At 60.8% G+C, this 14,521-nt stretch carries 14 protein-coding genes; 4 read left to right on the top strand and 10 right to left on the bottom strand.

Going from position 1 to position 14,521, the window contains the following annotated elements; all coding sequences use genetic code 11:
- Positions 1–308 (top strand): transposase (locus HBJ59_RS17210; RefSeq protein WP_167664206.1); only part of this gene is annotated, 308 nt, incomplete at its 5' end.
- Positions 309–334: 26 nt separating this feature from the next.
- Here the strand turns inward: HBJ59_RS17210 and map are convergent.
- Positions 335–1,090 carry a type I methionyl aminopeptidase gene (map, locus tag HBJ59_RS17215; protein WP_167664207.1) on the bottom strand — a complete coding sequence of 252 codons (756 nt, stop codon included), beginning with the start codon at positions 1,088–1,090 and terminating at the stop codon, positions 335–337.
- Positions 1,087–1,290, bottom strand: a complete 204-nt coding sequence (locus tag HBJ59_RS17220) for a ParD-like family protein (protein WP_017475587.1) — start codon at positions 1,288–1,290, stop codon at positions 1,087–1,089. The genes map and HBJ59_RS17220 overlap by 4 nt, the downstream gene beginning before the upstream one ends.
- A gap of 258 nt (positions 1,291–1,548) precedes the next feature.
- Here HBJ59_RS17220 and ilvA point away from each other — a divergent pair, with 258 nt between their 5' ends.
- A complete protein-coding gene (gene ilvA / locus HBJ59_RS17225; protein WP_167664208.1) occupies positions 1,549–2,571 on the top strand; it encodes a threonine ammonia-lyase, biosynthetic in 1,023 nt (340 codons plus the stop codon).
- A gap of 504 nt (positions 2,572–3,075) precedes the next feature.
- Positions 3,076–3,351, top strand: a complete 276-nt coding sequence (locus HBJ59_RS17230) for a DUF1652 domain-containing protein (RefSeq protein ID WP_063029815.1) — start codon at positions 3,076–3,078, stop codon at positions 3,349–3,351.
- Positions 3,352–3,441: 90 nt separating this feature from the next.
- Here the strand turns inward: HBJ59_RS17230 and HBJ59_RS17235 are convergent, their stop codons facing one another.
- A complete protein-coding gene (locus tag HBJ59_RS17235; protein WP_076013619.1) occupies positions 3,442–3,702 on the bottom strand; it encodes a DUF2790 domain-containing protein in 261 nt (86 codons plus the stop codon).
- Between the two features lie 278 nt (positions 3,703–3,980).
- On the opposite strand from HBJ59_RS17235, the gene aqpZ reads away from it, so the two are divergent.
- Positions 3,981–4,673: an aquaporin Z gene (aqpZ, locus tag HBJ59_RS17240; RefSeq protein WP_076013618.1), complete on the top strand. Its 693-nt coding sequence runs from the start codon at positions 3,981–3,983 to the stop codon at positions 4,671–4,673.
- Positions 4,674–4,675: 2 nt separating this feature from the next.
- Here the strand turns inward: aqpZ and HBJ59_RS17245 are convergent, their stop codons facing one another.
- The 7 genes from HBJ59_RS17245 to HBJ59_RS17275 all read right to left on the bottom strand — a co-directional run bounded on the left by HBJ59_RS17245 (position 4,676) and on the right by HBJ59_RS17275 (position 14,487).
- Positions 4,676–7,342: an autotransporter outer membrane beta-barrel domain-containing protein gene (locus HBJ59_RS17245; RefSeq protein WP_167664209.1), complete on the bottom strand. Its 2,667-nt coding sequence runs from the start codon at positions 7,340–7,342 to the stop codon at positions 4,676–4,678.
- A gap of 156 nt (positions 7,343–7,498) precedes the next feature.
- On the bottom strand, positions 7,499–8,437 hold the full coding sequence (locus HBJ59_RS17250; protein ID WP_167664210.1) for a carbohydrate kinase: 939 nt from the start codon (positions 8,435–8,437) through the stop codon (positions 7,499–7,501).
- Positions 8,438–8,449: 12 nt separating this feature from the next.
- Positions 8,450–9,931 carry a xylulokinase gene (gene xylB, locus HBJ59_RS17255; RefSeq protein ID WP_167664211.1) on the bottom strand — a complete coding sequence of 494 codons (1,482 nt, stop codon included), beginning with the start codon at positions 9,929–9,931 and terminating at the stop codon, positions 8,450–8,452.
- Positions 9,932–10,078: 147 nt separating this feature from the next.
- Complete coding sequence (locus HBJ59_RS17260; protein WP_076013614.1) at positions 10,079–11,560, bottom strand: mannitol dehydrogenase family protein; 1,482 nt, start codon at positions 11,558–11,560, stop codon at positions 10,079–10,081.
- Between the two features lie 18 nt (positions 11,561–11,578).
- A complete protein-coding gene (locus HBJ59_RS17265) occupies positions 11,579–12,682 on the bottom strand; it encodes an ABC transporter ATP-binding protein (protein WP_167664212.1) in 1,104 nt (367 codons plus the stop codon).
- A 37-nt stretch (positions 12,683–12,719) separates the two neighbouring features.
- Positions 12,720–13,550: a carbohydrate ABC transporter permease gene (locus HBJ59_RS17270; protein WP_003215312.1), complete on the bottom strand. Its 831-nt coding sequence runs from the start codon at positions 13,548–13,550 to the stop codon at positions 12,720–12,722.
- A gap of 10 nt (positions 13,551–13,560) precedes the next feature.
- Entirely contained in the window at positions 13,561–14,487 is a 927-nt protein-coding gene (locus HBJ59_RS17275; RefSeq protein ID WP_017475596.1) for a carbohydrate ABC transporter permease, read from the bottom strand.
- Between the last annotated feature and the right edge of the window lie 34 nt (positions 14,488–14,521).

Consider the following 14,521-nt stretch of genomic DNA (forward strand, 5'->3'; position numbering starts at 1 on the left):
CCGATGCCTATATCGCGTTCCTAGGAATGGACTTGAGGGTGTCTGACTCGGGGCAAATGAGCGGACGTCGATCACTGAGTAAAAAGGGGGACTCGGAGATCCGTCGGTTGCTGCATAACGCGGCGTCAGCAGGTATCAAGTCAAACGCTTGGAAACCGCTCTATCAAGGCTATCTGGGCAGAGGCCTGAAAACGACTCAGGCCTTGGTTATCATCGCTCGCAAGCTAGCGCGTATCGCGTTCTCCCTGATGAAAAACCAAAGTGAATACCAGTCGAAAGCGGTTTTGGGGGCTTCCCCAAAACCATAGAATCTCCCACAGGGGATTTGCGCCATTCAGACGTCCGGCTGCAACGTCAACACCTCAAACCCATCCCGCGTCACCGCCACGGTATGTTCCCACTGCGCCGACAGGCTGTTATCCCGCGTCACCACCGTCCAGCCGTCTTTCAAGCTGCGCACCTTGGCGCTGCCCTGGTTGAGCATCGGTTCAATGGTAAACACCATGCCTTCACGCAGTTCCAGCCCGGTGCCGGGACGGCCGAAGTGCAGGATCTGCGGGTCTTCGTGCATCTCGCGGCCGATGCCGTGCCCGCAATATTCACGCACCACGCTGTAGCCGTTGCTCTGGGCATGGCTCTGGATGGCGTAGCCGATATCCCCCAGGCGTGCGCCGGGCTTGACCTGGCGAATTCCGGCCCACATCGCTTCAAAGGTCATTTCCACCAGGCGCCGGGCCTTGGGGGCGACGTTGCCGATCATGTACATCTTGCTGGAGTCGGCAATGAAACCGCCTTTTTCCAGGGTGATGTCGATATTGACGATGTCGCCGTCCTTGAGCACCGCCTTGGCGCTCGGCATGCCATGGCACACCACCTCGTTGATCGAGGTGTTGATGCAGAAGGGGTAGTCGTATTGGCCCAGGCTCGCAGGCCGTGATTGCAGGTCGTTGCGGATGTAGGCTTCTACGGCGCTGTCGATCTCCAGGGTTGACTGGCCTGCGGCGACAAAGCCGTCGAGCATGGTAAACACCTGGGCCAACAGGCGGCCGGCTTCGCGCATCACGGCGAGTTGTTCCGCAGTCTTGATCATTGCGCGCGCCCCCGGATCAGGTCGGGTTTGTCCAGCAACAGTTTGTTGATCAGGTCGTTATAGGCCAGGTGCGGATTGAGCTCGGCGAGCAGGCCGATCTTGATCCAGAACTCGGCCTGGGCGTTGATGGAACGGTCCATGGTGGCGCTGGCCAGACGGAGTTGTTCGTGCAATTGGTCGGTGATCTTGACGATGCCCATGAGCTTCACTGTGCAGGGTTGATATACAAAGCGTATACGTTTCGTATGCTCTACGTAAAGCCTGGCGTTTCGCCATTGACTTGCCCGGCACCGCCGGTTAATTTCAATTCATGACATTTCAAACCTATCATTGCCAGCCAAGCATTATTACCGCCATTCCTCATCTGGCGGGATAGCGCTCGGCTGTACCCAAACCCGCCCTAGAGGCGGGTTTTGTTTTTCCGTCTCCAGGGCTCTGTAAATTCCCAGGAGACACCCATGAGTACCCACCCGGCGGCGAGCCAGACCCAAGATTCCGGATTGCTTGAGCACTACGTGAAAAAGATCCTGGCCGCCCCGGTCTACGACCTGGCGGTGCGCACGCCGTTGCAGGCGGCGCCGGCGCTTTCGGCGTTGCTGGGCAATCAGATCCTGCTCAAGCGTGAAGACCTGCAACCGACCTTTTCCTTCAAGATTCGCGGCGCCTACAACAAGCTGGTGCAACTCACTGAGGCACAAAAGGCCCGGGGTGTGATCACGGCGTCGGCCGGCAACCATGCCCAGGGCGTGGCATTGGCGGCGCGGGAGTTGGGGATCAAGGCAACGATCGTCATGCCGTGCAGCACCCCGGAGCTGAAGGTGTTGGGCGTGCGCTCCCGAGGCGGCGAGGCGGTGTTGCATGGGGCCAGCTTTCCGTTTGCCCTGGCCCATGCGTTGCAACTGGCCGAGGCCACCGGCAGCACGTTTGTCTCGCCGTTTGACGACCCGGACGTGATTGCCGGGCAGGGCACCGTGGGTATGGAAGTGTTGCGCCAACAGCAAGGGCCGCTGGACGCGATCTTCGTCCCGGTGGGCGGCGGCGGCCTGATCGCGGGTATCGCCGCCTACGTCAAATACCTGCGCCCTGAAGTGCGCATCATCGGCGTCGAGCCTGAAGGCTCCAGTTGCCTGCTGGCAGCACTGCGCGCAGGGAGCAGGGTGGTGCTGCCGAGCGTCGACAGCTTTGCCGATGGCACCGCCGTGGCCCAGATCGGCGCCTATGGTTTTGAAATCTGTCGGCACCACGTGGATGAAGTGATCACTGTCAGCAATGACGAACTGTGCAGTGCCATCAAGCTGATCTACGACGATACGCGCTCGATCACTGAGCCTTCAGGTGCCTTGGCTGTTGCCGGTATCTGCAAGCATGTCGCGAAGACCGGCATCCAGGGGCAAACATGGGTGGCGATCAACTCGGGGGCCAATATTAACTTCGATAGTTTGCGGCATGTTGCTGAACGCGTAGCAGCTCAGGCAGGTTAAACGTTTAATCTAACGAATGTTTAATTTAGTTACATTCACCCATTTGGATGGCAGTTATCCAAGTAGAAAAAAGTTCTTTAGGTGCACTTATAACGAGCGGTCTTTCATTTTGCATGATGCCAGGGCAGGTGCATTGCAAGACGCATGAACCGGCAGGCGGTTTTTTGTCCGAAAGCTGCGGTTTGTCTGGGGCGCTTCGCCGTGGGCCTGACGGCATGTTTAATGCTTTATAAGATCCTGTTACAACTCTGAATGAGCAACAAACACAGCGGCTAACACCTCGAACGGGTGAGTTAATGGCGGTCTGCCACGTAACTTATATAAGTAACGCTCTTGCTTATGAGGAAAGGATCCAACGCGTTTCAAACGAGCCTAGTACGCTGGGTCAGTGAAGCCGTCTGCCAAGGCTGGTAAGGCGCAAACGGCGAGCGTGTCACCGCGTTCGCCAGCAGTACGAAGATTGATAACAATCGATTGGCAATCTCATAAAAGGAGAGGTCGGCCATGCTTTCGGATCTGGAATTACGCGGCATCATTGAAGGAAGTTTCCTGCCCAAGCGCTGTGAAGTCACTAAGGCGCCAGACGCGTCGCTGACGGTGAAGGTCTATCACGAGATCGACCATGACCGGGTCGACCTGGTGGTCACCGGCATTTGCGCGAACAAGCTCGACAGCAGTCGGGCGATCTGCAACTTGATTACCGAGTTGCGCGAAGACCTCAAGCACACCCACACCCATGCCCCGGCCCTCAAGAGAGCTGGCGCACGTCCATTCTATTAAACGCACGGCTGAGCTTCAGTCAGTGAAGATTTGCGGGCCTGGATAAACACCAGGCCCGATGCCGTTTGCGTGATCACAGCGCACATTGGATCAATTCTGGAAATCACAGGCTTCTGACAGTTTGTGATAACCCACGTCCTGGATTTTGCCGGCGCTGTCCACGAACTTGATATCGGCCTTGATCACTTTGCATTCATTGGTATCGGTTTCGTGCATGGCAAGCACCTTCTGCACATCCATCTTCTCGCCGTAGTGATAAGGCGTGATGACAGGGGCGCTATCAGCCTGTGCCATCCCCGTTACAGCCGTCAGGGCAAATGCGCTACCGAGCATTAACGTACGCAGTTTCATGGTGTTTCTCCGCAAGCCGTTCGCAGGCTCTCGAGGTGATGAGCCGCGGCCGCCCTGGGCATCGGCCGGAGCCGTGCGAGTGCGGTCGATTCGACGATCGTCCCGGGGGATTAACCATCGATTAAGTGAGGCTTTACTGACAAAAGCTTCATCTTCAGCGTAGTCGTAACCTCACGCACACAATCCGGAAAACTCCGATACAGGCCCGGACAACGCGCTTGCTACCGTCGCTCGCGGGTCCATCAATCGGATGGCGTGTGTAAAAGGCGGAGTCGGGTTTGCAAAAGAAAATCGCAGCAGAGTTTCTCGGAACGTTCTGGCTGACCTTCGGCGGCTGCGGCAGCGCGATACTGGCGGCGGCGTTTCCAGAGTTGGGTATTGGCTTTGCGGGTGTGGCCCTGGCCGCTGGTTTGACGGTGCTGACCATGGCCTACGCAGTGGGCGGTATTTCCGGTGCGCACTTCAACCCCGCGGTGACCATCGGCCTGTGGGTCGGCCGCCGGATGGCGGGTATCGATGTAGTCCCCTACATTATTGCCCAGGTGGCCGGTGCGATGGTCGCTGCCGCCGTATTGGCGCTGATCGCCAGCGGCCGTCCGGATTTCGAGATAGGTGCATTCGCAGCCAATGGCTATGGTCAGTTGAGCCCGGGGCAATACAACCTGCTGGCGGCAGTGGTGGTGGAAGCCGTAGCGACGTTCTTTTTTGTGTTCATCATCATGCGCGTCACCGGTCCTGGTTCGGCAGCGGGATTTGCGCCCATCGCGATCGGCCTGGCGCTGACCCTCATTCACCTGGTGACCATGCCCGTCACCAATACCTCGGTCAACCCGGCCCGCAGCACGGGGCCGGCATTGTTTGCCGGGGGGGAATACGTGATGCAACTGTGGCTGTTCTGGGTGGCGCCGATCGTGGGCGCGGTGATCGGCGCCATCGTCGCGCGAGGGGTCACCTGCCCCAGGCAGGCGTGAGCCTACCAGCTCATGCGTACCCCCGCGTTGCCGCTGAATCCTTCCAGGGTGTTGCTATCCAGTTGAGTGTTGTAGTCCGCCGCCAGGTACACGCTGACGGTGGACGACAGCTTGGCCACAACGCCCACACCGAGGTCGGCGGTGGATGATGTGTGATCGGTTTTAATCCGGTCCACGTCATCGTAGGTCACCGTGTCACTGCCACCGAACGTGCGCCAGGCGTTGGCCCGCACATACGGCTCGATTGGCGTGTTCTGCACCAGGTAGCGGCCCTTCAAGCGTGCACCGAGGCGGCCAGTCCAGTAATCCTGGGAGTCGAATGAGACCTTGGAGATGCCGTCGTGCTGGCTGTCCATGTCAATCTGCTGGTTGATCACCTGGACCTGGGGTTCCACCACCCAATGTTCGGAAACAGTAATCGGGTAACCGGCTTCTGCCGACAGGGCCAGGGCGTGGCCCTTGTTGTCGATCTTCACGTCACGGTCGGATTTGCTGTCACCGTCGAGACGCGTGCCCATGGCCACCAGGTCCACGTACCAGCCTTTGGGGTCGGTGAGGGTCCAGTAGGCGCCGAAGTTATCACCGTCCAGCTTTACGCGCCCGGAGCGGTTGTCCTGGAAGCCCATTGAAAAGCCCTTGATGTCACCTTGCAGGCGGCTTTGGCCGATGAACAGGCCGAAACGCTGGATCTGCCCGCCGCTGGTCTCGGAGGCGTAAAGGTCGTGGCCGACTTGATAGCCCTTGATGGAACCGTCGAAACTCGGCGACACCGTGCCCGACCAACTTTTGTTGAAGTCACTGCCATAGGCACGGCCCCAGCCGGCCGGTACCGGCCCGGTTTCACTGAGCAGGCTTTGCTCGCCCTGGCGGTCATGGAAGGTACCCAGGGCTTGCAGCGTCATCAGTTGCGCGGCCGGTACGACCACCGAGTACACCGGCACCTCCAGGCGATACAACGGAATTGGCTCGGCCCCGGCGATGGCGGTAGGCAACACCGGGTTGCTCGCTGCCGACTCCGGTGAGGTTGCCGCCGCTACCTGGCTGGGCGCAGGAGCAGGCGGCTCAACCGGCGCGACGGGTTGCGAGGTGGGCGGTTCCACCGGCGGTTCATCCGGCGCTACCACGGGCGGCACCGGGGGAATGGGCGGCACCGGCACGATCACCGGTGGTGTGGGCGGCGTTGGCGGCACCACCGGCGGCTGCACAGCGACCACCGACGAGCGCAGGTACCAGTTGTTTTCCGTGCCAGCGGTTACACCACCTTTGAATAGAAGATACTCATAGGCCCCGGCGGATACCGAGCCTTTCAGGGCAAAGGCGTCGGTGCTGCTGGTGGCGCCGTTGAGCGCTTGCACCACCTCGATCCCGTTGTTCTGCGTAAAGCCCCCGGCGCCGCCGAGGTTGGTCACGGCCAGTTGGGTATTGCCGCTGATGGACCCATCTGAAACCACCAGTTTGTCACTGGCGGAACTGTCGTCACCGAGTACCGATTGCAACCACAGTTGGCCATTGTTGCCGACGTAGTTGCCATACACGGTCAACGTATCCGTGGCGCTGTTGCTGCGGGTGGTCATGTCGAGGGTGCCCGCGTTGTTCAGGGTGGCCAGGGCGCCCGCGGTGTAGGGGCGGATGCTGCCTTGAGTCACGCCGAGGGTACTGCTGCCATCGATGTTGAAGGTGCCGGTATTGCTGGCACTGTCGCCGAGGAAAAAGTCGCCGGCCAGGTCGAAGCGCGAGTTGTTGTTGAGGTTGACCGTCTCCCAGCCGATGTAGCGTGCAGCGGTGCTGGAGGTGGTGTTGTCGAAGGTCAGTTGGTCGTTGCCCAGGCCGCCGTCAATCGAAGGCGTGGTGCCAAGCAGGGTTTCGTTGAGGCCGCTGAGCAGTGCGGTATCGTCGCCATCGCCCATCAGCACCGCGGATTTGATCTGGCCGCCATTGAGCCAGTTGAGTGTGTCATTGCCGACACTGGCGCGGATCTCGCCATTGATGACCCCGCCACTGACGGTAATGCTGTCGTTGCCGCCACTGGTGCTGATATTGCCGCCGATGCTGCCGCCGGAGACGATGATCGTATCGGTCCCGAAAGCAGTCACCAGGTTGCCGAGAATTGACCCGCCGGACATGTCATAGATGTTGTTGTCGAGCTTCATGTCGACCCGGCCGATGGTGCCGCCGGTTTGCCTGGCCACGTCGCCATCTTCGAAGGCGCCGACGATGGTGCCGCCAGTCATCAGGAACGTATCGCGTCCATCGCCCTGGGCCAGGGACTGGATCTGTCCGCCGCTCATCACGAAATCATCAATGCCGTTGCCCTGGAAAACTGCGCCGGTCACGGTCCCCGAGCTGATCTGGAAACGATCGGCGCCGTCACCCTGGGTGATGCTCCCCACGATGCGTCCGGAATTCATATCGACGAAGTCGGTGCCGGCGCCGAAGGTGATATTGCCGTTGATGGTGCCGGTGCCGCCGGCGGGCAGGGCCAGGGTGTTATTGCCGGCAAGGTCGGTCAGGCCGGTGGCGCTGGTGCCGCTATCGCAGGTGAAAGTGTCGTTGCCGGGGCCCGGGGTGAGTACGCAAGCCGCCAAGGCTTGTTGGGGGGCCAGGTAATGCAGTGAGAGGATGCCGACAGCCAAAACGGCGCGAGGATGAAAAGTCCGTTTATTGCGCATTTATCTGCCCTGTGTTTGTTATAAAAACTGCACATGTTTTTTGGGTTTAGTACAGTTTTTGACACAGTGCAGGATTTTCTGACAGATAACCGCAGGGCTGTAAGCCACGTAATACGTGGCTTACATGGTGGCATATTGATTTCTATCGTGTATTTGTCAGTTCAACTGCTGACGATAGGGCAGGTCCGGACCGGTCTTGCTGCAGGTGAGAGCCGCAGCGCGGGTGGCGAAGGTGAGCATGCTGCTGATCTGTTCGCGGGACAGCTGTTGCAGGCCCTCGACCGAGTCCAGTTGCTGCTCGGTGAGCCAGGTGATCAGTGCCGCCTGGAACGTATCGCCAGCGCCGACGGTATCGGCCATGACGACCTTAATCGCCGGTGCCGACCAGGTGCCGTGTTGACGGCTGAACACCGTCGCGCCATCGCCGCCACGGGTCAGGAATACCAGTTGGCAACGGTGTTGCAACCAGCCTTGCAGGATGCTTTCTGGAGCCTGGCCGGGGTAGAGCAGGTGCAGGTCTTCGTCACTGACCTTGATCAGGTCGGCATGCTTGACCAACTCGGCCACGCGGGCGCGCCATAGCTCGATGTTCGGCTCGGGGTTCAGGCGTACGTTGGGGTCGAGACTGATCATGCGCTTGCCGCTTTCCCGGCGGACCAGGGCCAGCAGGGTGTCGGCAATCGGCTGTACCACCAGCGAAAAAGAGCCGATGTGTACGCCACGTACTTCATCGCCCAATACGGGCAAATGTTCGAGCTGCAACTGGCGGTCGGCGCAACCTTCACCACGGAAGCTGTACTGCGGTGAGCCATTGGCACCCACGGCGACCATTGCCAGGGTGGTAGGCGCGGCGAATTCCAGCAGGAAATCCTCGCGCACACCTTCGTCCTTGAGCACCTGCAACAGGCGCCGGCCGAGGTAGTCGTCGGAGATCCCGGCGAAAAAGCCCGCGTCGATTCCCAATCGACGCAAACCTACCGCGACGTTGAACGGCGAGCCGCCGGCAATCGCCTTGTAATTGACTCTGGACGCCTTGCCGCTGGCATCGTCCTCGCTGAAAAAATCAAACAGCGCTTCGCCACATACCAAATACATATTCGTTCGCTCTTAAAGGGATGCCACGTGCTGTTGATAACGCTCATAAGCCTGCTGGTAGGCGCTGACGCTGTCGGCGTCCGGCAGCGTGCGGCTGGCCGCGTCGACGCTGACGCAACGCTGGCACAGCTGCGCCAGGCTTTCACCGGACTGGCACCACGCCGCCTGGATCGCAGCGCCCAGGGCAGCGGCTTCGCTTTGTTCGGTGCAGATCACTTCGGTGTTCATGATATCCGCGACCATCTGCCGCCACACCGGGCTTTTCGAACCGCCGCCAATCAGCCGGATGCTCTGGCTTTGCAGGCCGGTCTGGCGCAACAGGTCGAGGCCGTAGCGCAGGCCGAAGGTGGTGCCTTCGACCACGGCGCGGCACAGGTTGGCGCGGGTCAGGTTGGTCATGGTCAGGCCGTGCAGGCTGCCGGTGGCGTGGGGCAGGGCGGGCACCCGTTCGCCATTGAGGAACGGCAGCATGCTCACGCCGTCGGCGCCAATCGGTGCCTCGGCCACCCGCGCGTTGAACGCCGCCAGGTCCAGGTCGAACAGCTCGCGGATGACGCCGGTGGCGTTGGTCAGGTTCATGGTGCAGATCAACGGCAGCCAGCCGCCGCTGGAGGAGCAGAACGTCGCGACCGACGCCTGCGGGCTGACGTTGGCCTGATCGGCAAAGGCATACACGGTGCCGGACGAGCCCAGGCTCATGGTGATCACACCGGGGGCGATATTGCCGGTGCCGATGGCGCCCATCATGTTGTCGCCGCCGCCGCTGGAGACTTGCGCATTCGGGTTGATGCCCAGGCGCTCGGCGATGGCGGGCAGGATGGTGCCCACTGGCTGATTGGCTTCGATCAATTCGGGCAGTGCGGCTTCCAGGCGTCCTTCGGGGTCAATGTGGCGCAGCATTGCCAGGTCCCACTCCCGGGTGCGTACGTTGAAATAACCGGTGCCCGAGGCATCGCCGTATTCAGCGCAGGCGCGGCCGGTGAGCCAGTAGTTCAGGTAGTCGTGGGGCAGCAGGATATGCGCGATGCGCGCGAACACCTCCGGGTGTTGTTCGCGGGTCCATAGCAGTTTGGACACGGTGTAGCCGGGAGCGATGGCCACGCCGAGGCGCTCCAGGGAACCGCTTTCACCGCCCAGGTGTTGCAGCAGGCGATCGTTTTCGGGCGCAGTTTCGGTGTCGCACCACAGCTTGGCCGGGCGCAGCACGTGGCCCTGGTCGTCGAGCAGCACCAGGCCATGTTGCTGGCCGGAGACGCCGATGGCGAGGATGTCCTGGCCGTCCACGCCGGCTTGTTGCAAGGCGCGGTGGGTGGCTTCGGTAAAGGCGTCGAGCCACTCCTGGGTGTGTTGTTCGCGGCGGCCATTGGCGCCGCTGATCAGCGTATGGCTGGCGGCGCCCAGGCCCAGGACTTTGCCGCTGCTGGCGTCCAGCACGATGGCCTTGGTGCCCTGGGTGCCGCAGTCGATACCGAGATAGAGGTTTTGCTGGGTCATGGTGGGTCGCTCAGCCTATTTTTATGGAGAACTCGGTCAATGTGGGAGCGGGCTTGCTCGCGAATACGGTGTGTCAGTTAACGCAAATATTGACTGATCCACCGCTTTCGCGAGCAAGCCCGCTCCCACATTTTTGATTCGGTTCCGTCAGTTGAGATTGGCGAGCAGCCGCTCCAGCGTTTTGCTCACACCCACATCCTGCAGGCTCTCGAAACACCGCTCAAACGCTGCCACAAACTCGGGCGAGTTGGGAATAGCTGTACCAAAAATCTCCTCCACCCCCAGCAGCCGCTTGCTGATCAACGCATCTTCCGTCACCAGCCCCTGGCAAAACTCGGCGCGGGGATCCGGGATGCGGTAGATCACGCCATTCTCATCCACGCCTTTCAAGTACAGCGCCCACGCGGCCACCACCAGTGCGGCACGCTCGGTCTCGCGGCCATCGGCAATCAGGCGGTTGATGGTGGGGACGGTGAACTTGGGAAACTTCGACGAGCCATCGGAGCACACGCGCTCCAGCTGATCGGCGATCGCCTGGTTGGAAAAGCGGTCCACCAGGGTCTGCTTGTATTCGGTCAAGTCGATCCCCGGGACCGGCGCCAGGTTGGGCGTGACATCCAGGTCCATGTAGGCGCGCATATAGGCCACGAACAACGGGTCATTCATGGTCTCGTGGACGAAGCGGTAGCCCTTCAGGAAACCCAGGTACGTCAGCGCCAGGTGGCTGCCGTTGAGCAGTCCGATCTTCATCTCTTCGTACGGCGTCACGTCATCGGTGAACTGCACGCCTACCGTTTCCCACGCCGGGCGGCCGTTGACGAACTTGTCTTCCAGTACCCATTGCACAAACGGCTCGCAGACCACCGGCCAGGCGTCGTCAATGCCGTGCTCGTCATGCAGTTGCAGGCGATGCGCAGTGCTGGTCATCGGTGTAATGCGGTCGACCATGGCATTCGGGAAACTCACGTTGGCCTTGATCCACTCATGCAGTTCAGCGTCATGCAACGCGGCGAAGGCCAGCAGGGCCTTGCGAGTCACGGCGCCGTTGTGGGGCAGGTTATCGCAGGACATCACGGTAAACGCCGGCACTCCGGCCGCCCGGCGCTGGGTCAACGCAGCGCAGATAAAGCCGAACACGGTTTTCGGCGCGCCCGGGTTGGCCAGGTCATGCTGGATCTGCGGCAGGTTAGCCATGAACTCGCCGTTGCTGTCGTCGATGCAGTAGCCGCCTTCGGTGATGGTCAGCGAGACAATGCGAATCTCTGGGCTGGCCAGCTTGTCGATCAGCGCCTGGGCGCCGTCTTCGGCCAGGAGCATGTCGCTGATGGAACCGATCACACGCACTTCGGTATCGTCGGTGTCGCCCAGTTCATACAGGGTAAACAGGTAGTCCTGGCCGGCCAGGTCGTCCCGTGCCTTGCGGTCTTCGGCGCGCAGGCCGACCCCGCAAATGCTCCAGTCCAGGCCCACGCCGGTATTCATCAAGGCGTCGGTGTAATACGCCTGGTGCGCGCGGTGGAAGCCGCCGACGCCAATGTGCGCGATGCCCTGGCGGGTGTTGGCAATCGCATAGGCTGGCAGTTGCACTTCAGGGGCCAGTTGCGTGAGGTTTTGCTTATTCAGTTTCATCAGGAAATTCTCGCGAAATCAGGCGGCGGCGCGCAGTGGGCGGGCTACCGCAACGCCGTCAGCGTCGAACAGGTGGCATTGGGTCGGGTCCAGGTACAGCTGCAGGGTTTCGCCATACTGGCTGGCCATGTCGCCACGGATCCGCAAGGTCAGCGGCTCCTTGCTGGCGGTAATGACGTGGCAGAAGGTGTCGCTGCCCAGGCGCTCACCGACATCGGCGGTCACGGTCAGGGTGGCCTGGCCAGGGGTGGCAATTTCCAGGTGTTCCGGACGAATGCCCAGGGTCACCGCGCTGCCAGCGCTCAAGGTTGCGCTGCTCAGGGGCAGGCTGATGCGGCCGCCGGCGTCCAGTTCGACTTCGCAGCTCTGGGCATCCACGCGGCTGACCTTGCCCTTGAGGAAGCCCATTTTCGGCGTGCCCAAAAAGCCTGCGACAAACAGGTTGGCCGGCTGGTGATACAGCTCCAGCGGCGAGCCCACCTGTTCCACACGGCCGCTGTTGAGCACCACCACCTTGTCGGCCAGGGTCATGGCTTCGACCTGGTCGTGGGTCACGTAGATCATGGTGGCTTGCAGTTCTTTATGCAGGCGCGACAGCTCCAGGCGCATCTGCACCCGCAGGGCGGCATCGAGGTTGGACAGCGGTTCGTCGAACAGGAAGATCTTCGGGTTACGCACAATCGCACGGCCGATGGCGACACGCTGGCGCTGGCCGCCGGACAACTGCTTGGGCTTGCGCTCAAGCAGAGGGCCCAGCTCCAGGATCCGCGCCGCTTCGTTGACCTTGCTCTCGACAATCTTCTTGTCGACGCCGGCCAGGTCCAGGGCAAACGACATGTTCTTGCGCACGCTCATGTGCGGGTACAGGGCGTAGGTCTGGAACACCATCGCCAGGTCGCGCTTGGCCGGGGTGACTTCGGTGATGTCGCGGCCATCCAGCTCGATGGTGCCTTCGGTGACTTCTTCCAGGCCGGCAATCAGGCGCAACAAGGTGGATTTACCGCAGCCCGACGGGCCGACGAATACCACGAATTCCTTGTCGTTCACCTCAAGGTCGATGCCCTTGATAATGGAGAAACCTTCGAAGCCTTTTTGCAGATTCTTGATTTTCAGGTTGGCCATGATGGGCCTCCGCTTCTAAATATTTTTGAAGGAGCCGTTACTTCACGGCGCCGAAGGACAAACCGCGGACCAGCTGTTTCTGGCTGATCCAGCCAAAGATCAGGATCGGCGCACAGGCCAGGGTCGACACGGCAGACAATTTGGCCCAGAACAAACCTTCGGGGCTGGAGTAGGAGGCGATCAACGCGGTGAGCGGCGCGGCGTTGGACGAGGTCAGGTTCAGCGACCAGAACGCCTCGTTCCAGCACAGGATCAGCGACAGCAACACCGTGGAAGCCAGGCCGCCCTTGGCGATCGGCAGCAGCACCCGGACCATTTCCTGCCACAGGGTGGCGCCGTCGAGGCGGGCGGCTTCGAGGATGTCCTTGGGGATGTCCTTGAAGTAGGTGTAAACCATCCAGACCACGATCGGCAGGTTGATCAGGGTGTAGATGATGATCAGCGCAATGCGCGTGTCCAGCAGGCCGAAGCTCTTGGCCAGCAGGTAGATCGGCATCAGCACGCCCACCGGCGGCAGCATCTTGGTGGAGAGCATCCACAGCAACGTGCCCTTGGTGCGCTTGGTCTCATAGAAGGCCATGGAGTAGGCGGCCGGTACCGAGATCAGCAGGCACAACGCGGTGGCACTGAAGGAAATCAGCACCGAGTTCCAGGCGTAGCTGAAGTAGTTGCTGCGCTCGTTGATGTGCAGGTAGTTCTCCAGCGTCGGCGTGAAGATGAACTGCGGCGGCGTGGCGAACGCGTCGATTTCGGTCTTGAAGCTGGTCAGCACCATCCAGAAGATCGGGAAGAAAATCAGGATCGCGATGGCCCAGGCCAGGGTGCCGAGCAGCACGCTTTGCAGGCGGCGGGATTGTTGAAGCGTCATGGCGCGGCCCTCAAGGCTTGTCAGTCAGGTTTTTGCCGATCATCCGCACCAGGATGATCGCCGCGATATTGGCGATGACCACGGCAATCAAGCCGCCGGCCGAGGCCATGCCCACATCGAACTGCACCAGCGCCTGGTTGTAGATCAGGTAGGCGAGGTTGGTCGAGGCGTAGCCGGGGCCACCGTTGGTGGTGGTGAAGATTTCCGCGAACACCGAGAGCAGGAAGATGGTTTCGATCATCACCACCACGGCAATCGGGCGCGCCAGGTGCGGCAGGGTCAGGTGCCAGAAGATCGCGATGGCGCCGGCCCCGTCGAGGCGGGCGGCTTCCTTCTGTTCCTGGTCGAGGGACTGCATGGCGGTCATCAGCAACAGGATCGCGAAGGGCAGCCATTGCCAGGACACGATGATAATGATCGACAGCAACGGGTAATGGGCCAGCCAGTCCACCGGCTGGGCACCGAACAGCTTCCACACGTAGGCGAGAATTCCCGACACCGGATGGAAAATCAGGTTCTTCCAGATCAGCGCACCGACGGTGGGCATGATGAAGAACGGTGAAATCAGCAACACCCGCACCAGGCCGCGACCGAAGAACTCGCTGGCTTCCAGCAGGGCACTGATCAGTACGCCAAACACCACGCTGATCAGCAATACGCTGCCCACCAGCAACAGGGTGTTGGTGGCGCCGGGCAAGAAGCCCGAGTCGGTGATGAAGTAGGTGAAGTTCTCCAGCCCCACGAATTGGTTTTCGCCGGGGTAGAGCAGGTTGTAGCGAATCAGCGAGAAGTACAGGGTCATGCCCAGCGGCACGATCATCCACAGCAGCAACAAAGCCACCGAGGGGCTGACGAGGAACCAGCCGGGGTTGATCAAGCGGCTTTTACGCGGCTTGTCCGGCGAAGCGGTTTGCACTTGGGCAGTGGTGGTATTCATGGTGATCAGGACCGAGTAGAGACAGGTACGCAAA

Source organism: Pseudomonas sp. AN3A02, from assembly GCF_011765255.1.
Taxonomy (GTDB): domain Bacteria; phylum Pseudomonadota; class Gammaproteobacteria; order Pseudomonadales; family Pseudomonadaceae; genus Aquipseudomonas.

Bases quoted from the DNA above. Each gene is read 5' to 3' on its own strand.
- map (WP_167664207.1), bottom strand. From the start codon at position 1,090: ATGATCAAGACTGCGGAACAACTCGCCGTGATGCGCGAAGCCGGCCGC.
- HBJ59_RS17220 (WP_017475587.1), bottom strand. From the start codon at position 1,290: ATGGGCATCGTCAAGATCACCGACCAATTGCACGAACAACTCCGTCTG.
- ilvA (WP_167664208.1), top strand. From the start codon at position 1,549: ATGAGTACCCACCCGGCGGCGAGCCAGACCCAAGATTCCGGATTGCTT.
- HBJ59_RS17230 (WP_063029815.1), top strand. From the start codon at position 3,076: ATGCTTTCGGATCTGGAATTACGCGGCATCATTGAAGGAAGTTTCCTG.
- HBJ59_RS17235 (WP_076013619.1), bottom strand. From the start codon at position 3,702: ATGAAACTGCGTACGTTAATGCTCGGTAGCGCATTTGCCCTGACGGCT.
- HBJ59_RS17245 (WP_167664209.1), bottom strand. From the start codon at position 7,342: ATGCGCAATAAACGGACTTTTCATCCTCGCGCCGTTTTGGCTGTCGGC.
- HBJ59_RS17250 (WP_167664210.1), bottom strand. From the start codon at position 8,437: ATGTATTTGGTATGTGGCGAAGCGCTGTTTGATTTTTTCAGCGAGGAC.
- xylB (WP_167664211.1), bottom strand. From the start codon at position 9,931: ATGACCCAGCAAAACCTCTATCTCGGTATCGACTGCGGCACCCAGGGC.
- HBJ59_RS17260 (WP_076013614.1), bottom strand. From the start codon at position 11,560: ATGAAACTGAATAAGCAAAACCTCACGCAACTGGCCCCTGAAGTGCAA.
- HBJ59_RS17265 (WP_167664212.1), bottom strand. From the start codon at position 12,682: ATGGCCAACCTGAAAATCAAGAATCTGCAAAAAGGCTTCGAAGGTTTC.
- HBJ59_RS17270 (WP_003215312.1), bottom strand. From the start codon at position 13,550: ATGACGCTTCAACAATCCCGCCGCCTGCAAAGCGTGCTGCTCGGCACC.
- HBJ59_RS17275 (WP_017475596.1), bottom strand. From the start codon at position 14,487: ATGAATACCACCACTGCCCAAGTGCAAACCGCTTCGCCGGACAAGCCG.